Source organism: Streptomyces sp. NPDC048415 (assembly GCF_040651675.1).
Lineage (GTDB): Bacteria > Actinomycetota > Actinomycetes > Streptomycetales > Streptomycetaceae > Streptomyces.
Genome location: NZ_JBEZKJ010000093.1, coordinates 10,676 through 31,410, shown reverse-complemented (window position 1 = coordinate 31,410; position 20,735 = coordinate 10,676). Strand labels below are relative to the sequence as shown.

Genomic DNA, 20,735 nt, shown 5'->3' with positions numbered 1-20,735 from the left:
CCATCGCGGTCGCCGACGTTGGCCGGGCTCACGCAGGTGACCAGGACGGTGCCGCGGGTGTCGACGAGCAGGTGGCGCTTGATGCCGCTGACCTTGTTGCCGCCGTCGTAACCGTGCAGGCCACCGCGCTCACTGGCCCGAACACTCTGGCTGTCCACAACGGCGGCACTGGGAGTGGGATCCCGGCCCAGCTGCACCCGCTCGCGTTCACGCAGTGCCGTCAACATCCGCTCCCACACGCCATCCTTCTGCCAGCGCCGCCAGTAGTGGTAAACCGTCTGCCATGGCGGCAAATCATGTGGCAAGAAAAGCCGGCTCGCAGCCAATACGACAGCGCGTTGAGGATCTCCCGCCGCGCGTGCTTCGCCGGTCGCCCACCAGACTTGACCGCCGGAACCAGCGGAAACAGGATCTCCCACTCCGCATCAGAAAGATCCGTCGAGTAACGGGTACGCAGCCCGCACACCCCAAATGCGCCACCGCCCCGCTACCAGGCAACTTGCCCGCTGACCGGCTTTTCAGACGCCCTCTAGGAGGAGGCGACGCGGCGTGGGCCCGGGGTACGCACGACGGGGAGATCGTCCCGGTCTTCGTCTTCGGTGAGTGCGTCGGCTGGCATGCGGCGATAGCGGTGCAGCAGAGAAGCCACCTCTTCGGGATCGGTCTCAGCGGCGGCCACCAATGCCGCCAACAGCTCGGCCCGAGAGGTACGTTCACCGGCTGCAGCCGCAGCGCGAACGAGGATATTCAGCCTGCGGTCGACATCCTCGGGCCAGAGCACCGAGGTCGTGCGCCGCTGCTGATGCCACAGCAACTCCAAGGCTCCCCCTCGGTGACAGTTGACATATATCGAATATATATTGCGCGCATGGTGATGCGGCTGCAAGACCGTCAGACTTCCGCGCGAGATGACGTGGCGCCGGTAACGGTGCGGGTGGCGGGCCGGACGTTGCAGTCGACGCCGGTGTTCGACACCTATTGGCGTTTCGCCTCGGCCCGGCAGGCTGTGTCCGAGGCCCGGCTGGACAGCCGGCCCCAGCCGTGGACCGACGATCCGATCCTGGCTGGGCACCGGTTCACCAACTGCTACCGCGCCGCAGACCGGGTCAGCCAGGCCGTGATCGGCGATGTGATCTACCAGGGACCGCAGGAGTGGGAGGACGTCTTCTTCCGCACCCTCTTGTTCAAGATCTTCAACAAGGAGTCCACCTGGCAGCTGCTGACGTGCGCGGTGGGGGAGTTGCGTTGGGAAACGTACGACTACCAGGCCTACGACCGGGTGTTGTCCGCCGCGTTCGCCAAGGGGGAGCGCCTCTACTCGGCCGCCTACATCGTGCCCCCGCCGCAGTTGGGGGAGGAGCGCAAGCACCGCAACCACCTGCGGCTGTTGGAGATGATGATGACCACCGGCGCGCCTGGACGTGTTTTTGAAGCGGCCACGATGCGAGAGGCCTACGAGGTGCTCCTCAGCTACCCGGCGCTGGGCCCGTTCCTTGCCTACCAGTACACGATCGACCTCAACTACGCGCCGCAGCTGGGTTTTTCGGAGATGGACTTCGTCGTCCCCGGCCCCGGTGCGCGCGACGGCATCCGCAAGTGCTTCGGACCCGCGGCCGACGGCATCGAAGCCGACGTCATCCGCTACATGGCCGCCTCGCAGCACGAGCACTTCGCCCGCCTTCAACTGCCCTTCGCCGGACTGAAGGGACGGCCATTGCAGCTGATCGACTGCCAGAACCTGTTCTGCGAGGTCGACAAGTACGCGCGGGTGGCGCATCCCGAAATCGCGGGCATCAGCGGCCGCAGCCGCATCAAGCAGGCCTACCGGCTTGATACGGCGCCGCTGCGGGCCTGGTTCCCGCCCAAGTGGGGCCTGAACACCTAGGCAGGGCTCCGCCACGCCGCGAAGTCCGCGGCGACCGCACAAGTGGGCGGCCGGGCTGGGGAGACGGGTTGCGGTTCAGGCGCCGAGGCCGAACAGCGGTGTGGTGAGGGCGTGTTGGAGGGCGCCCAGCTCGGACTTGGTGCAGTCCAGGCGGGCACAGCCAGCCATGACAGTCAGCGTTCCCGGCTTCAGGTGGGCATGTCGGGCGACCCAGGCGCACAGGTGGCCCAGGGCGAGGTAGTTGCCGTAAGCGCGGTCGAACATGTAGTGGCTGCGGTAGTAGGCGGCCAGGTGCACGGTGTCGGTAGTGCCGTCGAGCTGGAAGGAACAGTGGCTCAGGCAGGGGAAATCCAGCGTCTGGGTGTCCAGGGACGCGGCCCTGATCACGGCCTCGGTCCCCGCCGCGGTATCCGGTAGTTCCGCCTCCCATACTTCGTCGTCGTCCGTGACGTGGGCGGTACCTGTCTCGTAGACGGCACTCCATTTCGCCGTGGAGCGCAGTTTGTCCAGACGCCGGATGACACGGGCGAGCTGGTCGACCGGTTCCGGTTTGTCGGCGGTGCCCGGGTAGGCGACGAGCCGTCCGAAGTAGGTGCCGTGGGCGTTGCGCTTGACCTCTCGCAGCCGGGGATACAGCGCCCGGTAGCGGTCGGTGAGCTCCTCGTGAGTGGCGCAGGTGCCGGCGAACTCGGTGGGGAAGAGCGTGTTGACGACCGCGTCGATGGGATAGAGCGGCTCTTTGGTGCGGGCGGCGCGCAGCCGGTCGAGTTCGGCGCGCAGGTGCGGGTCTTCCTGCAGCGGGTTGGCGATGCGCACCACGGTGTGGAAGGCCTTCTTGCCCGGTATCTCCGAGAGGCGGGTGCAGGCCTCCAGCCATGCACCGGAGACGTCCGGGGCCTCGACGGTGAATGTGTGCATCGGCTCGCTCCTTGATCGGCGGATGGTGTGCGCCGTGCGGTGGTGCGGGAAGTCAGGCTCAGAAGTGGTCGGAGCCCTCGCGGTCGGGCGTGCGCCGCAGGATCACGCGGAAGAGCTCCCGGCCCCCGGCATCGGCGGTCATGGTGCCCTCCGTGGCCAGTTCCTCGCTCACCCACGCCGCGCCGGCCTGTTCCGGCGCAGCGGAGTCGAGCAACGACATCTGGCCTGGCGGCGTGCGGGTCACGCCTGGAGGCAGGCGGTCGTAGCGGCCTGCGGGGAGGGCCAGCAGCAGGCAGTCACCGGACGTGACGTGCAGGACGGCGTCGTGCGCGGCGGGGGTCAGCACGTGGACGTGCGCCTGCGGTCTGATCGGCAGTCCGTCGGCCAGTTCCGCCTTGATACTGCCAGGGGAGTGCTTCAGCCACACGGTCTCGGTCGAGCGGTCGATCATCTTCACCCGCACCAGGTGGCGCACCGTGGTGGCATACGGGGTGCCCAGCCAGCGGGCCATCCGGTAGACGTCCAAGGGGGATTCAGGGCGCAGGAGACCGCAGCGGGCCAGGGCGTTGCGGGCGGCGGGGCGGGGCATCAGGAACCAGGAGGCGAAGGCTTCCGCCTCACGCTCGTGCTGCGGCCAACCTTCGCCCCACCGGACGGACGACTGCTCCTGGTGGTCGATGCTGGTGCCGTGGCCCATGCGGTGGTGGCCCAGCTCGTGGGCGGCGGTGTGCCGCATGCTCACTTCTTCCAGGCCGGTGTTGACCAGGCACCCCGGTACACCTCCCTGGCTGCCGTCCACGTACAGACCCAACAGGCCGCCCATCTTCTGCCCCATGACCTCCACTCCGGCCCAGCGCAGTGCGCCGAACACGTCGATGTAGTCATCGACCTCGGCGCCGAGCGCCTCGTGGGCCTGAGCGGCTGCGATCATCGCGGCCCCGTGGGCGTTGTTCCAGCTCACGCACCGCCCTCCGGCCCCCAGGCAGGGAGCGGGCCATCCGCCTCCTCTTCCTCGGCCTGTCGGCGAGCCTGCAGGTACTGGATGAACTTCGCCACCTCGATGCGGTCGCCCTCGCTCAACGGCCGTGGGGTGCGCGGAAGTCCGGCCAGCGCGTGCTCCCCGGCATCGGCCGACTCCTCCTCGTCGAGGAAGTACGACGTCGGCAGCCGGTACAGGCGGGCGAGCTTTTGCAGCTCCATCACCTCCACCTTGCGCACACCGCGCTCGATGTCGCTGACGGCCGAGCGGACGATGCCGGTGCGCTCGGCGACCTGCTGCTGCGATAGCCCCAGGTACTCGCGGGTGCCCTTCAGCCGCCGGCCCAGGCGGGCACGCTGCTCCGTGTCCGTGGTGGCGCCGGATGGCTCCTTGCCGTTCATTGCTGTTGCTCCTTCGAATGCATGGTGTCGTACACGGTCTCGGCGAACGCCCACACTGAACGCAGAGAGCGTCCGGCCTCGGCGTCGGCCGGTACGCGGACCTCGAAATGCTGCTCGATGCGCGCCAGTATCTCCATGATCAGTACCGAGTCGACCGGCAAATCCTGCCCCCGGGCCGCCAGTTCCTCGTACACGTCCTGGCCGGGCCTGTCCTGGTGATCGGCCAGGAAATCGATCACGATGTCCACGATCTCCTGGACGCTCTGCGATGGCATGCTCTGCTTTCGGCCCCTTCGCTCAACTCCCGGACAAGCGGCCCGGCCTGACTTACTGTAAGGCGATGTCGGGAAATCCGACAGGTCTGTTGGAAGATCCTTCATGGGAGTGTGCGTGCACCTCGCTCGCTATCAGCAAGCAGCCCTCAAGACCCTGCAGCCGCCCGCCGACGGCACCGACCCCGTCCTGATCCCCCTCCTCGGCCTCATAGGAGAGGCCGGATCGGTGGCCACCGCCTACAAGAAGCGCCTGCGCGACGGCGCCGACGCTGGGTCCTCCAAACAGCAGCTGCGCGAAGAACTCGGCGACGTCCTGTGGTACACAGCCACCCTCGCCCGGCTCCTCGACCTCGACCTCGAAGACGTGGCCGCCGCCAGCCTGGAGAAGACCAAAGACCGCTGGCGCGCCACCCCCGACAACGAACGCCCCCGATTCGACGCCGACTACCCGCCCCACGAACAACTGCCGCGCCGCACCACCGTCACCTTCACCCCCACCCTCCGCCCCGACGGCCGCACCGTCATCGCCCTCACCCGCGAGGACGGCACCCCCGCCGGCGACCCCCTCACCAGCGCCAGCCACATCGAGGACGACTACCGCTTCCACGACGCCTTCCACCTCGCCCACGCCGCTGTCCTGGGCTGGTCACCCGTCAGCCGCTTTCTCCTCGGCTGCAAACGCCGCAGCCGCCCCGGCACCGACGAAGCCGAAGACGGCGGCCGCGCCATCGCCATCGAAGAAGGCATCAGCGCCCTCGTCTTCTCCTACGCCAGCCGCCACCACTACTTCGAAAACGTCCGCCACGTCGACCACGAACTGCTCATCACCATCGACCACATGACCGCCCACCTCGAAGTCAGCGTGCTGCGCGCCGCCGACTGGGAGAAAGCCATCATGACCGGCTACGCGGCCTGGCGGCAGCTGCGCAAGCACGGCGGCGGCCATCTCGAACTCGACCTCGATGCCCAGACGCTGACCTTCATCGAGCCCTGACCGGGAGCAGAGGGGATGAGGCACCAAGCGCGGGCGGTGCGGGTTGCGGCACAGGAAGCCCTTGCGCTCCAGTGCCATCAATTGGTGTGCGGCCGAGGAGGTGCTGGAGAGGCCGACCGCCTGTCCGATCTCCTGCATCAAGCGCTGAACTGACTACCCATGACGTGGGGCTGGCCGTACTCGGCCCGTTGCAGGAAGTCGACCTCGTCGCCTATCTGCGGTTCGCGTCCGTGTACCGGGCGTTCGACTCGCTCGAGGACTTCGAGGCCGCCATTGCGCATCTCATGGAAGGGCCATGAGGCGACAGCTCGGGCAACACGCTGCGCTGGGCAAACGCCAGACGGTCCTGGCTTCCCGGCCGTCGCCGACAAGCGTGGCGCCGAACTGCTCAACCGCGTCTGCCATTTGAAGGCGGGCCCGCAAACCGGCCCCGCGCGGCAGCCAGCTCCACCGACGCGTCGTCACCGAACAAGGGATGTCGGTGCCCGTCACTACTCTTGAGAGACGTACTTGAGACAGGAGGGCCGCGTGGCCCGGAAACCCAAGATCGATCAGCGCGCGATCGAGAAACACCTCAAGGACATCGCCAAGGGCTACGAGCGCGCAGCCCGGCGGAACCCGATCCGCGTGCCGATCCAGACGGACGCGTCTCCGGAAGGAGCCTCCGTGGCCAGCCGCGACACCATCGAAGGCAATCCGGTCTTGGCCCGGCTCCTGAAGTGGCTGGACGGTCAAGCCCAACTCAATCCCTCGCACTACGTCGACGTGACCCGGTTCGTCGAAGAACAGCAACTGCACGGCGAAGACGCGTCCGTGCTCGCCTTCGAACTGGAGCAGCGCGACCTGGTCAACATCGCGCGCACCATGGGCGGAACGCCCGACGTGCACCTCAGCGACGCGGGCCGTGTCGCGGTGCACCGGCTGAAGAACCTGCAGAAGGACCGCGCCGCCCGACTCCGCTACACGATGGATGCCTTCCTGCGGTGGCTGTTCGACACCGCCGGCGATCAGACGCCCGTCGACTCAACCCTGTTCCTGACGACACCCGGATCGTCATTCGCCGGAGCAGGGATCCCCGGGACCGACGTGCACCAGGCGCTCGCCTACTTGGTAGAGCACGACTTCATCGAGCGCCTCGACACCGACCCCGCCACGGTCGCCATCACCCCCCGAGGCGTCAGCTGTGCCCTGTCTGGAGGAAGCGTGCAAGACCACACCAACCAGCCGCGCACCGGCACCACCTACAACAACTACCTGCCGAACGCGCAGGGCGTCATCATCGGCGAGCAGCAGACCGTCACCCAGAACAACACCGCCGGCATCGACCCGAGTGCCTTCGTCCAGTTGGCCGGTTACGTGGGCCAGATCAGCGCCACGCTGGGCATGCCTGAGCGGGACCGCGTGGAACTGGAGCGGGTCGCGCGGGAGCTACACGCCGAAGCGACGTCGCCGAACCCCGAGCCGGGCCGGATGCGGCAGTTCGCCACCCAGGTCAAGGACAAATTGCTGGAAGCCGGGACCACCATGGCGGCCACGGTCGGAGTCCAGATGGCCGAGCAGGCACTCGGCACGCTCATGCAGTAGCACCCGCCGTACAACGCCACGGAGCCCCGGGGGGATCAGCCGGCAAAGGCAGCAGCCGTATCCGGAAGCTGTTCGGCTACTTCAACCACTTCAGTCACGCCGAGGAGAACGGCCTGGACGTGCTGCTGTGCGATGAGGCCCACCGGATCCGGGAGTCCTCCAACCACCGCTTCACGCCCAAACACCGGCGTAGCAACCGCCGCCAGATCGAAGAACTCCTGGACGCCGCCCGGGTGCCGGTCTTCCTCGTCGACGAACACCAGGTCGTGCGCCCCGGCGAAATGGGAACCGTCCACGAGATCGATCACGTGGCCAAGGCCACGGGCCTGACCGTCCGGCACGTGAACCTCGACGGACAGTTCCGCTGCGGCGGCAGCCGCGCCTACGAACAGTGGGTCCTGCGCCTGCTGGTCCTTGCTCAGGCGCCGCGCTCCGGGCCCGCGAGGTGACCTCTTCCTCTCCCACGCCTCCCTCTCCATCGACGAGCGCACCCGCTCCGAACAAGCCTTCGCCGAGGCACGCGACTGCGTCATCGTCCCCACCTCCACCCTCGAACTCGGCATCGAAGTCGGCGATTTGGACCGCGTCATTCAGATCGACTCACCCTCCAACGTCGCCTCGTTCCTGCAACGCCTCGGCCGCACCGGCAGACGCCCCCGCACCCAACGCAACTGCCTGTTCCTCACCACCCGTAAGGAGACGCTGCTGCAGGCGGCCGACCTGCTGCAATTGTGGGCGCGCGGCTGGGTGGAACCGGTCCCTCCCGCCCCCCGAGCCACGCCACCTGGTGGCCCAGCAACTGCTCGCCGTCACCCTGCAACAGCACAAGCTCGGCGACCAGTTGTGGGACCAGCAGTGGAACGGGCTGGCTCCCTTCGACCGATCCGCCGCCCCCATCCTGCGCTTCCTCACTGAGGAGGGCTTCCTCGACACCGACGGCGGCCTGCTGTTCGTCGGCCCCGAAGCCGAACGCCGCTTCGGCAAAAGGCACTTCATCGAACTCACCGCCTCCTTCACCGCGCCACCGCAGTTCACCGTCCTGTCCGGGCGCAGCGAGATCGGCCGCACCGACCCGAGTGTCCTGACCGAACAACGCCCCGGCCCCCGGCGCCTCCTGCTGGGTGGACGCAGCTGGCAGGTCACCTACATCGACTGGCTCCGCAAACGCGTCTTCGTCGAACCCGCCGACGGCGGCGGCATCGCCAAATGGATGAACGGCGGCATCGCCGGCCTCTCCTACGCCCTGACCCGCGCCATGCGCGAGGTACTGCTCGGCACGGATCCGCCCGTCTCCCTCACCCGCCGCGCCACCGCATGCCTGGCAGAACAACGCGACAGCGACGCACCCGACACCGTGCACCCCGGGGGCACCTTGATCACCCGGGTCGGCAAAGATGTGCGCTGGTGGACATGCGCCGGCTACCGCGCCAACGCCACCCTCGCCGCCACCCTCCAATCCGTCACCGACCCGCTCCAACGCCCCACCGACAGCTGGCTGCGCCTACGCGAAGACCTCACCCCCGCCGACTGGCGCACGGCCCGCGAGAACGTTGGCGACAACCTCGTCCTGCCCGACGTGGACCCTCGTGCAGTACGCGGCCTGAAATTCTCCACCGCCCTCCCCGAACGCCTCGCCATCGCCACGGTCGCGGCCCGCCTGGCCGACTTCGACAGCGCCCGCGCGGTGCTCGGCGAAGTCGTGCGCTTCCAGCACAGCACCTGAGCCAGACGATTCGGCGTGACTGGCGACCGGATGACGCGGGCGCCGCGAGGTCGGCCCGTTGCCAGGCCGGGGGCCGCGTCATCCGGCCGCAGAAACCAGTACGCCATGTCGCTGGGTGCGATCCCGTTGAACTGGGGGCGAGCAGCACGATGCCGTTGTCCCGGCCCGGTGTGAGCACGTCGTCGCACAGTGCTGCGTGCCACGCCCTGCACGGCCTGGTAGGGGCGTGTGAGTGGCTCGATCATGCGACCTGGTCGGCTGCGGCATTTAGTCGCTGACGCAGTGGCTGCATCTGGGTGGGGTCGATGGCCAGGGCCTCTTGGAGGTCTTTGAGGGTTGGAGGGCGTGGGCGTGGGCGAGGTCGGTGAGGGCGTGCGGGTGCAGGCCCTGCTCGCTCGGAAGGGCCAGCTTGCGGTTTACCGCCAGCGGTGTCACGAGGCCGAAACCGCCTGCTCGTAACGGTTCATGAGGAGGTGGGTATATCCGCGACTCGTGAGGCTCACTGGACCGCCACGACGAAGCCCTCACCGACATCAGCCGCGCCAGCGGGTGGGGAACTGGGTACGTTGCAGGCGGATCATGGGAGACCGGCCAGGGCCGGCTCGATTCCGGTTGTTGGGCTGGTCCTCGCGGATCGCCTTGGCCAGGCTGGCCAAGGCAGGGAGGCGCGAGGTCGTGAGTTTCTCAAGCCAGTCGGGCAGCGGAGCAGCGTCGCGGGCATCGAGCATGCCAGCGAACTCCCGACCAGGTCATGGGTGCGATCCCACTCCGGGCCGACCTTACGAAACCGTTCGCCGTCGAGGTTGAAGTCGATCAAGTACAGGTGCCCTTCAACCTCGGTGGCATAGCCGCAGGGGCGGCAGCCCCCGGCGGTGAGCAAGGCGTTGGGCTTGGGAGCGCGCCGGTGACCGCACCCGCGGCAGGTGGCCGCAGCAGGGGTATGGGCGTTGACGTATGGCCCGAGTGCCGGGCGCCTTGGGGAAGCCACTGGTTCAGGCCGAATGGTCCTTGATGCGGGATCTGCTGCCGGTTCCGGGCTGGCTGGCGGGCCGAGGCGGCCGTCCGGAGAGCGCCGTTGCCCGGCGAGATTCATCCGGGTCAGATAGGTCCCGTCAGGCAAGACCTCAGGAGTACTGGAGCAACGCTGCGTGGCGGGAGCACAAACTCACGTACCACCGCCTGTGCGCCCGTCGGCGTCGAGGAAGCGCCTCAGCTACCGCCCCGGTCCGACCGGCCTCCTCCGCGACACCCCGACGGCCACAAGTCCGATCCACGAGGTCGTCGCCGACCAGGAGGGCGGCCGCTCGCGCGGCGTGTCGATCGGCAGGCCGCGACGTAGCGGACTCGACGCTGCTCACCCTGACCACCGGCGCCACCGCCACGTCCAACGCCTTTGTTAGGATCTCTTAACCGACTGGTCTCGCCGCCCTGGACAGAAGCCAGTTGATGATCGCCGTTCGGCATACGACCGTTGCATGATCGAGGAGCTGCTCCTCGTGCCACCGCTGAGGATTCGGCATACCGCGCACTTCGAGATCGGAGACGAAGAGCCGAGTGCCGTGGCTGATCTGGCTGCGGATCTTGTACAGGCTTCGATGCATCTTCCGCATCACGTCGCTCGTCGCCGGGGCGTACTGATCGACGAACGCTCGGAAGGCCGAAGTCGTGCTCTCGCTGCCCGGGGCGTCCACCAGCACCTCCATACTCTGGACGACGGCCGTGTACGCGGCGGATGCCGACAGATTGCTGACCTGTGCCGCGTGGTGGAACCAGTGTGTCGCCCGGAGGAGGGTTCGTCGGTCGGTGACATCAAGGGAGCCGAAGGCGCCGAGGCAGCGCGTGAGGTAGGTGGGCAGGTGCAGGGGGGACTCGCACCTCACGAAACCCGTGTGTTCGTCCGTCACCGGAATATCACCCAGTTCGCCCCGCTCACACAGGCTGTCGGGCGCTCCGCCCCAGCTGGCCGGCCAGAACTGGTCGTGAACCCATTCGCCGCTGGGGTGGTCTGTTTGTCCCGGACGCTGGAATGCCGCCGTCGCCCACCTACCGCGGACCGGCCCCCGCACGGGAAGAACCAGGTGCGCGGCAGCGAGCCCGAGGACGCTCATCCACTGGTCGGCGATCCGGTCGCCGCGTGACAGGGACAGCAGTGTGTCCTCCGTGCCGGGATAGGCGCACTCGAAGATCAGCGGGTGGGTCTCAGCGATCCAGTGCGTTGCCGGATTGCCCGCGGGCAGCGGACGCAGGACGAGCCGGTCCTCGAAGCGCCAGTATCCGTCGTTCGGCTGGGTGGAGAAGAGAATCTTCCTCACCAGGCGAGGCACGGGTGGCGCCAACAACTGCAGGCGGATCCGTTCCTCCATCTCGGTCAGATGCTGCTCGGTCAGGGCTTCCCCCGGTTGCACGTCGCAGAGCCTGCCGCTTGCGGTGAAATGCAGCACGAGCCGGGCTGGGCCGGTTGCCGGCTGGGGAAGGACAAGCCGCCGGTCGTCCAGGCTTTGGCAGCCGCCCACAAGGTGGAAGAGCAGTTCGAGCAGCTCGTCGGTATCGACTTCGTCGAGGTGGAGGCGACGCTTCACTTCGTCCTTGGCAATCCCCACGTGCCCCCGCTGTCCGTTCTGTCCTGGCCAACAACACTTGGGGCAGCGCAAGGACCGCGCGCAAGCGACTTATAGCGGCCGGGGGAGCGTGCGCGAATCGACGACGACGCGGCCGTCTCCTCGAGGGAACTCGCGGGCCCCGCGGATCCTGGTCCCCAGGCGCTCCTGTGTAGCGCGGCCGTCGAGCCGTACGTCGAGGGCTCCGGGCAACGGGGCGTCGGCCCGGCGACCGGCGGGCAGTCGCGTGGCATCCAGTCCATCGCGCTGGGCGATCAGCCGGCCGAGGTCGTGACGGCTGAGGGCGTCCGGCCCGGCAAGGTGGAGCACACCTGCCGCATCCGACACCGCGACTTCCCAGAGGGCGGCAGCCAGGTCCTCGACGTGCACCGGGCAGCGGACGTCGTCGGTGAACAAGACACCCTCACGTGTGCCGGCTACGTGAGCGTGCACCGTACGTTCGTGCACGGACCGGCCGTGCCCGATGATCAGCGAGGTGCTGGCGATCACGGCGCTCGGCACCAGGAGCCGTACGGCCGTCTCGGCGGCGGCCTTCGCGGCACCGTACGGGGTCACCGGGTCGGGAAGGCAGGACTCGGCATAGTGGACACCAGCTCCGGAGAACACCGCGTCGCTGGAGACATGGACCAGGCGGACGCCGAGCCGCGCCGCCGCCATGGCGATGTGGATCGAGCCCTCCGCCGTGACCTCCCAGTCGGCTCCACCGCTCGATGCGTTGATGACGACCGAGGCGGACACCTCGCTGATCACCCCGGCGACCTGCGCGGGGTCTCGCACGTCAAGCGCACGCCAGGTGACCCCCGGGATGGTGCCGGGGCGGGTAGTGGCGAACGTCGCGGCAGCCTCGGTGCCCGCCGCGGCGGCTCGGCGGACCAACTCCGTTCCCAGAAACCCGATGCCGCCGATGATCAGGACCGTCATGCCGCTCACGGTAAGGCGTGCTGCACTGCTCTCGGGGCAGAACCGGGCCGAAGGACTCGGACGGCGGTCAGCCGTACCCCTTCCCCAACTCCATTGCGGGAACCAGTACTTCTGCCGCACAGCAGTCGTGGCAGGCGCTGGCGCCTGGTCGCATCAGCGCGTCCAGCGCCCCCAACGTGCCCAGTTCCTGCCCGCCGCGCGCTGCGTGGCGGCACAACGCGTCGTGTACGACCGTGCCTCCGCGGCGTTCAGAATCAGGCCGCACCACCCATCCGGACGGGCTGGGCGGGACCACCGGTTCAGGATCGCTGCGGGTGGGAACCCCGACAGGTCGACCCCTTCGATCGGCTGCAGCTCTCTGTCTGTGACCCAGACGGAATACTCGGCGGCCTCCACCCCGGCCTCGGTCGTCATCCACGCCGGTACCCCTATCAGGTACCTCCAGGGCCGCCCCTTCGTCGTACGAAACCGTTCGTAGAGCCGCGCCTCCACGGTCTGCCCGTCCGGCAAGGTCAGAGCGATTCTGGCCGGAACGGCGTCGGCCGGAGGCCGGTCACCCGGCGCGCCGCCCATCTATCCCACCTCGGACTCCAGCCCGCGTGCCCGTACGCGCAGGGGAGGCCGGTCACCCGGCGCGCCGCCCATCTATCCCACCTCGGACTCCAGCTCGCGTGCCCGTACGCGCAGGGCCACTCGCTGGCCCGACCCGGCCGCGCGCCAGTAAGGGTGGCACCACACGCGTACCGACAGCTCCAGCAGGCGCCGCCGCAGGATCGTCGTCTGCCTGCGGTGGGCGGGATCCGCAAGCGCCCGGTAGGTCCGGTCCCAGGCGCGCTGGACAGCGATCAGGGTCTTCGGGGAGGGCATGGCATCGCATACCAGCTATTGCATCATGTGTTCGATTTCCGTCGCATCCATACAGGTCATGGTGTTGGTGTTGGTGTTGTGACTGAGCACTAGACCTGTCCAATGAGTACTGGACTTGTCGTCCTGTGCGTTCAGGTTGGCGGACCTTGGGGTCGAGTCGCTGTTGCCTGCACATGGGGGCGGCGCCAAGCTATAGCGGGAGGCGGTTGCGCGACGGCAAGGTGTTCCGTCATGCGTGCAGGTGGCAGGGGGTCTATCGGCCACGTGAACGGTCTCGGGAGCGGGATGAGGGGGACAGCGGGTGTCGTCAGCAGGCCATAGCCGTGGGCCGAGGGCCAACTTCAGCAAGGAAAATCGTCTGAAGTTGGCCCAGCGTGCAGGATTCCGCTGCTCCAATCCCCAGTGCGGTGCTTTGACGATCGGCCCGGGCGCTGGACCTGAGGGCGTCTCGGATACCGGCACGGCTGCCCATATTTTTGCCGCAGCGGCAGGCGGCCCCCGGGGAATCGGCGGCCTGTCGGACAATGAACGCTCTGCCATATCGAACGGTATCTGGATGTGTGCGAGTTGCGGTCGCCTTGTCGATGCGAACGCAGGAAAATTCTATTCAGAGTCTCTGCTTCGAAGCTGGAAAGATCTACATGAGAATCGGACGCGCCTTGAACAGGGAGGGCACGTTCAGCCTTTTGGCTGGGTGCAGTCGCTTGAAGTCATGAGTCATTACCTCTTCGCGCCGGGCATCATTCGACTTTCGAAGCTTAACCTGCTTTTCGGGATGAACGGCTCGGGGAAGACCCGTCTATTCCATCTGTTGAGATGCCTCACTTCGCCGCAACTGCTCATGGATGCAGTGTCTGTCAAAAATCCGGCTGACCTTTCGTGTGCGATCACCTGGTTTGACCCCGCCCTTCGTCGGGCGACAGTGGATGTGTGCGGTGAAGTGCTGGAGTACCAGGTGGACGACAGAAGAGTCCCGCTCCCTCCTCGCCCCTACAGAGTCTGGTCTTTCGGCACCCAATCCTTCGTAATGGAGTCGCCCACGGTCAGCGGTGTAGCTGATTTCCTGGGTGTCGATCCATGGGCGGCGAGAACCGTCGTCCACAGCCTTCCTGGTCTCCTGCCTGATGTGATATCCGGCGTATCTCTGAACAGCGAGGGTTCCGTCAGCATCACATATTGTCGGGGGTGGCGGGCGGCGGAGCAAAGCCGGATTTTTCCGTTCTGTGTGCTCGCGGCTTTTGCTGAACTGCAAGCTCGCGCGGAACCGACGATTCTAGTTCTTGACGAGCCATTTAATTTCTTGCATCCAGCTGTAGAGATGGAGATCCTAGATTTATTCGAATCGTCCCAATGGGCATTTCAGGTGATTCTCGCCACGTTCAGCCCTCACGCTTACGACCGGCGACACCACGGGTGGAGCGCAACCGTTCTGGTATCCGAAGAGGACCGAAAGTCGCGAATTTCCCAAGAAGATGACGATGTAGAGGCGATCAATAGACCACCCGAGGGTGAATCCTTGGAGGAGATCATCAAGGGAATGCGGCCGAGTAGTAGGGAGCTGTAAAACGGCGGTTGCCTTGGTGTCCGTGGGCGTGTCGAGCCGAGGCGGGGCGACGGGAGCCGTTTGGCCGCCGGGCCCGGCTCCGTGGTTGCCGAGAGTCGGTCTGTTGGGCAGGTGCGGAGGGTCGGCAGTTCCGGTTGGGTCACCATGCTCGCCTTCGTGAAGCGGAACTGTGCATTCAACCTGCCGCTTGGCGTGAGGTGTGGTGCTCGGCCACAGGTGTGACTGGGTGCTTCAACTGGCGGGTGAGCGCCTGTGTTGGCGGGGCTGAGCGTTCGGGTTGGCGGGGCGTCGCTTGTGCCCTGCGTTCCCTGGGCCAGCGAAATGGTCACCGCGTCTCGCCGCCAGCCAGAAGGGGCCTACCATCGCAACACGTCTGCACCGTCCTCAGTGGGCACTGCAAGCCACACCCACGTGATCCGGTCATCCACCGTGGGGGCGGTCGTGGGCTCGCCCTCCTCGAACGCCCGCACTACGTCCCAGCGACTCGCGAGGTCTACCCAGAGGAAGAGATGTCTCACTGGAGCGAGGGAGCGTTCCAGTTTGGCCGCGTCCTTCTGGTGGCGCTCCAGGGCCAGCACCTGGGTCAACGCCCTGGAGATGTGGTCGGAGTCTTCTGCCGTCCGTGGGGGAACGGTGGAGACATACCCCAACGAGAACAACCCGGCCGGAGGTTCCGAGACTGCCCGCGCGATCATCACCCCGGCTGAGGCGAGCGCCGCCGCCACGGGATGCGTATAGGCGCGGCTCGAGTCCCATTGGCCGGTCTCAAGGATCCCTCGGCTGTTAGCGGTGAAGTAATCCTTTTCGTCGTTCAATTGAGTCTGCGGCTGCCGGAATTGGTTCCTTGACCCGCGCGTTGAAGGGCCCTGCGGAGCCGGGGTGGTCCGCACTGTCGGAGAGCGGCCATAGGCTTCCCTCATGAGTTCGGTGCGCGCCCGAGTGTGGCGTTTCACGGTTGAGAAGGGAATGGCCGGCGCTGAGGCTGTCCAGGCCGTTGAGATCGGGCAGGGCTCTCTGCCAGTGTCGTTGGCTGCCGTGGTCAACATCAACGCCCTTGCCTGCGACCTGCGCAAGACGGTCGATCAGCGTATGCGCGACCACGAGATCAGCCTCCTGCTCAGCTATATCGGCGGCAGCCCGGGTACTGGCCCGCTCGGGGTCGACTGCCCCGCCCTCGACTCCAGCTCCCTCCACATCCGGCGCTTTGTCAGCGAGTGCACCGGGCTCGGGGTGATGACCGCTGTCAGCGAGGCCCTTTTCGACTGGGACCCAGGGGCCAACGGTCTCAGCAGCTTCGATGTCTTGCCCGGGAAACTAGTCGGCACCTACGAGAAGAAGGGTGTGCGGCCGGACCTGCTGTACGACCTGGCTGGCGGTCCGCTCGCTGGGGAGGCGCGGGGCCGCCGCCGCGACCACAAGCAGATGTTCCCAGCCGGCAAAGGCACCCAGCCGCAGAAGACACGCTTGGAGAAGCTCGCGCAATGGTCCGTCGATCACGACGATCACGCCTACTTCATGAGCTGGGTCTGGCTCGGCACGGGCGGCGTCTACGTCGACATCTTCCTGCCCGCCGGCTCCCCGGCTATGGCTGGGCTCAGGACCGGGTGGATCGACGCGCCGGGCAGCGCAACTCCCTGGCGATTCCGTGTTCCCCGGCCCGATCCCCGTCGGCGAGCGGGCATGGAGTCGGAGGAACCCCTCCTGACCTGGCCTGATGACGTGCCTGGGTCCAGCGGCGAGGCTCCGGCCGATGGAGCCGGGGCCCACGTCGGAACGGCGGTCAGACGGGCCCAACCGGTGGTCGAGGCCGCGATGAACCGGTCCTTCGGCCGTGAGGACACACTCGGCACCTTCTCCGGCGTCGAGGTCCGCGGCCGGTGGATCCGCGGCGATGCTGTCGGCCCGGCACACCATGAGGTGCTGCTCGGCGTCCTGGGAGAGCGAGTGCCGCTGGACCACCGGGCCCAGCGCCGTCGACTGGCCTCTCCGACGGCCGACCGGCTCGACGTGTTCCTCGAAGGCCGCCTCCTCACCATCGTGCACCCGGTCGACAACCCGCGGCCGGGCTGGGACCGGATCCAATCAGAACTGCTGGAGTAGACAGGCCGGCGGCCCAGGTCCACGTCGCGCGCCCGATCTAGCCTTCTTGCGCTAATTGCCGTGCTCACCAGGAGCGTTGTCCGCAATGATGATGCGGTGCGAGTGACCCGACTGCTGGTATCGGACTTCCGGGACTGGAAGTCCCTCGATCGGCGCCCCCGCGGTCACGCGGTCGTGGCCGGCGTGCCCCGCGCCGGACGCAGCGATGTCATCGAGGCGCTGGCGCGCGTGCTCGACCCGGATGCTGCTCGTACGCCCGCGTTGTCAGATCTGCACCAGAGCGTGCCTGTGGCGGGAGTGGGCGAGGGCGAGGGCCAGAGTTCCCCGTCCGGTGAAGGCTCGGAGGAAGTACTGCCTGAGTCGGCGCAGTCGCCTCGGGCGTCCACGGCCGAGGTGGAGGTCACCCTCTCTGATCTCGACCCGGAGGCGGAGCAGTTGGTCGACGGCTACCTCCAGCCGCTCGACGCGTCGGGATCCGCCTCCGAGAGCGACGAGGCGGACCCCACGGCTCCCCAATGCGTTCGCCTCACCTATCGGCTCACTTACGACCGCGAGACCGAGGCACTGGACTCCGTCGTCTACTTTCCGGCACGCAGCAATCCGGAGACAGGGCAGTATGCACGGGTGCCGGCTGCCGTGCGCCGTGCGCTTCCGGTGATCACCCTCAATACGGGAGTCCCCCTGCAGCTTCGCGCGGGCGGAAGCATGCGACGGTACGTCGAGGAGCGCGATCCCAAGGCCGCTGTCGCCGCGTTCGAGGTCTTGCGCGACGCGGTCAGCCAGGCCGTGGATGCGCTGTCCACGGCCCCGGCCATCACCGAGGCCGTGGGCGCTGTGCTGGCCGTGGGCGGCACAGGCCAGCGGCTCGGGGACAGCCCGATCACCGCCGGGGACGTCGGCTTCCTTGCCGAGGACGGATCCGTCAGCGCCCTTTTGCGCACCCTGCGGGCCGCGCTGCGGCTGGACACCGCAGGGCCGCTCGCCCTGGCGAACCACGGCAGCACGGTGAGCGCCGTCCTCTCCATGGCCGAGGCGATGCTGCTCGCGGACGTCCCCGGCGCGGTCGTACTCGCCGATGACTTCGGAGACCAGCTCGACGCCGCCACCGCCGAGCATCTCGCCTCACTGATCCGCAACCGGTCCGGGCAAGCCTGGCTGTCGACCCGTCGGCCCGAAGTGGCGCGAGCATTCGAACCCGGCGAGGTGGTCCGCCTCGTCCGCCACGGCGGTCAGCGTGCGCACCACCAGCTTCCGCAGGTCAGTGACCGCAAGCAGATCGTCGCCCACCGTCAGCTCCACACTCAGTTGCTCCCCGCGCTCACCGCGCCCGTCGTCGCAGTCACCGAAGGCCCGCACGACGTCGCGGTCCTTGGAATGGCCAACCGTCGCTACCCGCCGAGCAGGTTGCCCCTGTCTGCCCATGGTGTGCGCATCGTCGCCGCCGGGACAGGTGCCGACGGTGGCATTGACCAGGTCCCTCAGATTGCCGACCTCGCCAAGCAGCTCGGCTTCCGCGTGATCGGCGTTGTCGACGCCGACAAGCAGTCTCCCCAGTCGGCTGCGCAGCTCGACAAGGTCGGGCAGCCGGATCCCCTGGCCGCCGAAGCGACCGAGCAGACCGTCACGAAACTCTGTAAGACGCTCCACGGCAAGAGCCTGCACGAGCCCTTCCTCGACGCCCTCTACCGAGAGCTGCAGCCGGAACCTGCCGACGCGGAGGACCACGGAGGTGAGGGACCGGAAGGGGAGGGTTCCGTGGTGCACCCGCCGCTCCTGGTGGCGACTCTGGACGCCATCGCCACGGCTGCCAGCTCCGGCTACGACGGCCCCACACTGATCGACCTGGAGGACGTCAGCCGTCCTGACGAGGACGCGGTGTGAGCTACGAGGCTAAGGGGGAGCAGCGAGACGTCATTGACAGCGCCGTGCCGGTACTGGTCGTACTCGGGGGCGCCGGCACCGGCAAGACCACCACCGCCGTCGCAGCGGCCCGCCGCCACCTCGAAGACGCCGACGAACGACTGGCCATCCGACGCCGAGCGGCTCATCAGTTCGGACGCAGAACGAGGCTGCCCGCCCCTGAGCGAGTCCTCTTTCTCTCCTTCTCGCGCACTGCGGTGGCACAGATCATCGACCGGTCGTCCAACTTGATCGGACCGATGGCGCCCCGCCTGGAAGTCGCTACCTTCCACGGCTTCGCGTGGCGCATCATCAACAGCTTCGGCCCGCACCACGGATACCCGCAGCCTCTCGTGGTGCTGAGCGAAGCACAGTGCCTCGTCGGGGGAGCGGGGCCCGGCCTCACCTACAACCAATTGGTCCCGGCCGCGGTGGAGTTGCTCGGCCTGGAGAAGGTGCGCGATCACTACAACGGCCGGTACGGTCTCGTGATCTGTGACGAGTTCCAGGACACCGACGACCAGGAATGGCAGTTCCTCCAGCAGATCGCACCGGCCGCGCGCCGCATTCTGCTGGGCGACACCAACCAGTGCATCTACGCGGGCTTCAAGCACATTGACGCCGATGCCCGGATCGCCACGGCGATGGGACTGCACGGGGCCGACAAGATCATGCTGCCGCCGCTCAGCTACCGCGACCCGAGCGGCACCCTGCCTGCTGCGGCCGAGGCCGCCCTGCGACGCGACTTCACCCACGGTGCCATCCGCATGGCCGCTGCTGCGGGGCGCATCTCGGTCACCGACTACACCGACGGCCACGGACATGCCGAGGTCATCGACCTCGCGCGCCGCGCCAGGAAGGACGGCGACACCGTCAGCATCTTCACCCACACCCACGTGGCGACCTCCAGTCTGTCTGACGCTCTGCTCGCCGACGGCCTCGCGCATGAGCAAGTCGGCTTCGACGAGGCACATGGTGAGGCGCTTGCCGCGCAACTCGCCCTGGCGAAATACGCACTGGGCCTCCCCGACCCTGAGGTTCTCCGCGCGCTGGCCGTCTACGTCCAGGCCACGGCGAAGGGCAAGAAGGTGGTGCCGCTCGCCGGGCATATGCTCAACCCGGCGAGCAACCCGCCGCTCCGTAACGCACTGGGACGACTGGCACGGGACCTGCGCGCCGCGGTCGGCGAGAATGGCCGGCCCGACGTCATGAGGCTCGCAGAGGTGGTCACCAACGCCTACAGCACAGTCGGAGCCGCCCGCGGTCAGGAGACCTGGATTCAGGCGGCCCGTCAGACGCGTATCGCCCTCCGCCGCTTGGGCGAGAACAGCTTCGACGCTGCCGCGATCGAGCAGGAGCTTCTGAGGGCACGTGACGAAGTCCTGGTCGGGGTAGGAGTAGGCCGACGGGCCCCGATCCAGGTCATGAACCTCCACGAGACCAAGGGCCGGGAAGCCGACACCACGATCTTGCTCCTCGGAAGCAACGAGTTCCACGGCTCCGAAGGAGAGCCGTACCCGACCGGGTCCAAGCTGCTGTACGTCGTCATGACCCGCGCCCGGCAGAAGGCACACCTCGTTGTTCCCAACCTGGTGCACGGTCTCTGGGCACCTCTCGTCGCGGCCCTGCGGTAGGAACGCCGCGGTCTTCCGGCCCTGGGGGTGGCTGTCACACGCCTTGGCCAGTCAGCCATGTCCAAATCCCGATGCTGTGAGGTGCCGGTCTCCGGGATGTCCCATGGAAGTGGCCACTACCCCGTCTCTGAATCATGGCCATCTCCTTGCGCGCACTGGAAAGTTCCCCAGTGCGGCGCCCTCTCTTCCTCGGCGTCGTGCTGCTTGGCGACCAAGATCTCAATAATGTGAGTTAAGGCGCATTTTGCCTGGTAAAGGGACCTGGCCGATTGGGTCGGGCAGGGGCAGGGAGCTCCCCAAACTCCGTTCTTACCGAAGTTGACGCGGCGTTGCGGGGTGAGTAGTCACCCAGCGCGAGTGTCCTCTGGCGGGT

Annotated in this window: 19 protein-coding genes and 5 pseudogenes; 10 read left to right on the top strand and 14 right to left on the bottom strand. The window is 67.4% G+C overall.

Annotation, left to right across the window (positions count from 1 at the left end):
* The 3 genes and pseudogenes from AB0D27_RS37280 to AB0D27_RS37270 all read right to left on the bottom strand — a co-directional run.
* Positions 1-227, bottom strand: a 227-nt coding sequence (locus AB0D27_RS37280; protein ID WP_362517700.1) for a transposase, incomplete at its 3' end; no start/stop codon positions are given.
* Positions 228-284: 57 nt separating this feature from the next.
* Positions 285-466: pseudogene (locus AB0D27_RS37275) on the bottom strand (transposase); the annotation flags it as partial.
* 63 nt (positions 467-529) lie between these two features.
* A complete protein-coding gene (locus tag AB0D27_RS37270; RefSeq protein WP_362517697.1) occupies positions 530-820 on the bottom strand; it encodes a hypothetical protein in 291 nt (96 codons plus the stop codon).
* A 48-nt stretch (positions 821-868) separates the two neighbouring features.
* Between AB0D27_RS37270 and AB0D27_RS37265 the strand changes: the two genes are divergently transcribed.
* Positions 869-1,885: a nucleotide kinase domain-containing protein gene (locus tag AB0D27_RS37265; RefSeq protein WP_362517694.1), complete on the top strand. Its 1,017-nt coding sequence runs from the start codon at positions 869-871 to the stop codon at positions 1,883-1,885.
* Between the two features lie 75 nt (positions 1,886-1,960).
* Here the strand turns inward: AB0D27_RS37265 and AB0D27_RS37260 are convergent, their stop codons facing one another.
* Genes AB0D27_RS37260 through AB0D27_RS37245 form a run of 4 tightly spaced genes read right to left on the bottom strand, consistent with a single transcriptional unit; the run spans position 1,961 to position 4,431 of the window.
* Positions 1,961-2,803 carry a hypothetical protein gene (locus tag AB0D27_RS37260; RefSeq protein ID WP_362517692.1) on the bottom strand — a complete coding sequence of 281 codons (843 nt, stop codon included), beginning with the start codon at positions 2,801-2,803 and terminating at the stop codon, positions 1,961-1,963.
* A gap of 58 nt (positions 2,804-2,861) precedes the next feature.
* Entirely contained in the window at positions 2,862-3,764 is a 903-nt protein-coding gene (locus tag AB0D27_RS37255; protein ID WP_362517689.1) for an ImmA/IrrE family metallo-endopeptidase, read from the bottom strand.
* Positions 3,761-4,183: a helix-turn-helix domain-containing protein gene (locus AB0D27_RS37250; RefSeq protein WP_362517687.1), complete on the bottom strand. Its 423-nt coding sequence runs from the start codon at positions 4,181-4,183 to the stop codon at positions 3,761-3,763. Before AB0D27_RS37250 ends, AB0D27_RS37255 begins: the two co-directional genes overlap by 4 nt.
* Positions 4,180-4,431 (bottom strand): acyl carrier protein, encoded by a 252-nt coding sequence (locus AB0D27_RS37245; RefSeq protein ID WP_362517684.1) that lies wholly within the window; start codon positions 4,429-4,431, stop codon positions 4,180-4,182. The genes AB0D27_RS37250 and AB0D27_RS37245 overlap by 4 nt, the downstream gene beginning before the upstream one ends.
* A 142-nt stretch (positions 4,432-4,573) precedes the next feature.
* On the opposite strand from AB0D27_RS37245, the gene AB0D27_RS37240 reads away from it, so the two are divergent.
* Positions 4,574-5,452, top strand: coding sequence for a nucleoside triphosphate pyrophosphohydrolase family protein (locus tag AB0D27_RS37240; protein WP_362517682.1), 879 nt, complete (start codon positions 4,574-4,576; stop codon positions 5,450-5,452).
* Positions 5,453-5,479: 27 nt separating this feature from the next.
* Here AB0D27_RS37240 and AB0D27_RS37235 read toward each other — a convergent pair.
* Positions 5,480-5,581 (bottom strand): annotated as a pseudogene (locus AB0D27_RS37235) (repressor LexA); the annotation flags it as partial.
* Between AB0D27_RS37235 and AB0D27_RS37230 the strand changes: the two are divergent.
* The 4 genes and pseudogenes from AB0D27_RS37230 to AB0D27_RS37215 form a co-directional block, all read left to right on the top strand.
* A pseudogene (locus tag AB0D27_RS37230) lies at positions 5,533-5,751 on the top strand (hypothetical protein); the annotation flags it as partial. The pseudogenes AB0D27_RS37235 and AB0D27_RS37230 overlap by 49 nt on opposite strands.
* A gap of 229 nt (positions 5,752-5,980) precedes the next feature.
* A complete protein-coding gene (locus tag AB0D27_RS37225) occupies positions 5,981-7,036 on the top strand; it encodes a hypothetical protein (protein WP_362517679.1) in 1,056 nt (351 codons plus the stop codon).
* Between the two features lie 59 nt (positions 7,037-7,095).
* Positions 7,096-7,452, top strand: a pseudogene (locus AB0D27_RS37220) (DNA/RNA helicase domain-containing protein); the annotation flags it as partial.
* A 5-nt stretch (positions 7,453-7,457) separates the two neighbouring features.
* A pseudogene (locus AB0D27_RS37215) lies at positions 7,458-8,759 on the top strand (helicase-related protein); the annotation flags it as partial.
* 533 nt (positions 8,760-9,292) lie between these two features.
* Here AB0D27_RS37215 and AB0D27_RS37210 read toward each other — a convergent pair.
* The 5 genes from AB0D27_RS37210 to AB0D27_RS37190 form a co-directional block, all read right to left on the bottom strand.
* Positions 9,293-9,487: a hypothetical protein gene (locus tag AB0D27_RS37210; RefSeq protein WP_362517676.1), complete on the bottom strand. Its 195-nt coding sequence runs from the start codon at positions 9,485-9,487 to the stop codon at positions 9,293-9,295.
* Positions 9,488-10,165: 678 nt separating this feature from the next.
* The gene (locus AB0D27_RS37205) at positions 10,166-11,359 is read right to left on the bottom strand and encodes a hypothetical protein (RefSeq protein WP_362517673.1); all 1,194 of its coding nucleotides are present in this window, start codon (positions 11,357-11,359) and stop codon (positions 10,166-10,168) included.
* A gap of 69 nt (positions 11,360-11,428) precedes the next feature.
* Positions 11,429-12,298, bottom strand: a complete 870-nt coding sequence (locus AB0D27_RS37200; protein ID WP_362517672.1) for a sugar nucleotide-binding protein — start codon at positions 12,296-12,298, stop codon at positions 11,429-11,431.
* Positions 12,299-12,365: 67 nt separating this feature from the next.
* Positions 12,366-12,563, bottom strand: a complete 198-nt coding sequence (locus AB0D27_RS37195) for a DUF6233 domain-containing protein (RefSeq protein WP_362517669.1) — start codon at positions 12,561-12,563, stop codon at positions 12,366-12,368.
* Between the two features lie 380 nt (positions 12,564-12,943).
* A complete protein-coding gene (locus AB0D27_RS37190; RefSeq protein WP_362517666.1) occupies positions 12,944-13,165 on the bottom strand; it encodes a hypothetical protein in 222 nt (73 codons plus the stop codon).
* Positions 13,166-13,529: 364 nt separating this feature from the next.
* Between AB0D27_RS37190 and AB0D27_RS37185 the strand changes: the two genes are divergently transcribed.
* A complete protein-coding gene (locus AB0D27_RS37185; RefSeq protein WP_362517664.1) occupies positions 13,530-14,729 on the top strand; it encodes an AAA family ATPase in 1,200 nt (399 codons plus the stop codon).
* Between the two features lie 356 nt (positions 14,730-15,085).
* Here AB0D27_RS37185 and AB0D27_RS37180 read toward each other — a convergent pair whose 3' ends face one another.
* On the bottom strand, positions 15,086-15,544 hold the full coding sequence (locus AB0D27_RS37180) for a hypothetical protein (protein ID WP_362517661.1): 459 nt from the start codon (positions 15,542-15,544) through the stop codon (positions 15,086-15,088).
* A gap of 103 nt (positions 15,545-15,647) precedes the next feature.
* On the opposite strand from AB0D27_RS37180, the gene AB0D27_RS37175 reads away from it, so the two are divergent.
* The 3 genes from AB0D27_RS37175 (at position 15,648) to AB0D27_RS37165 (ending at position 20,362) form a co-directional block, all read left to right on the top strand.
* Positions 15,648-16,829 (top strand): hypothetical protein, encoded by a 1,182-nt coding sequence (locus AB0D27_RS37175; protein WP_362517658.1) that lies wholly within the window; start codon positions 15,648-15,650, stop codon positions 16,827-16,829.
* 96 nt (positions 16,830-16,925) lie between these two features.
* On the top strand, positions 16,926-18,710 hold the full coding sequence (locus AB0D27_RS37170) for a hypothetical protein (RefSeq protein ID WP_362517655.1): 1,785 nt from the start codon (positions 16,926-16,928) through the stop codon (positions 18,708-18,710).
* Entirely contained in the window at positions 18,707-20,362 is a 1,656-nt protein-coding gene (locus tag AB0D27_RS37165; protein ID WP_362517652.1) for a UvrD-helicase domain-containing protein, read from the top strand. The genes AB0D27_RS37170 and AB0D27_RS37165 overlap by 4 nt, the downstream gene beginning before the upstream one ends.
* Positions 20,363-20,735 lie beyond the last annotated feature (373 nt).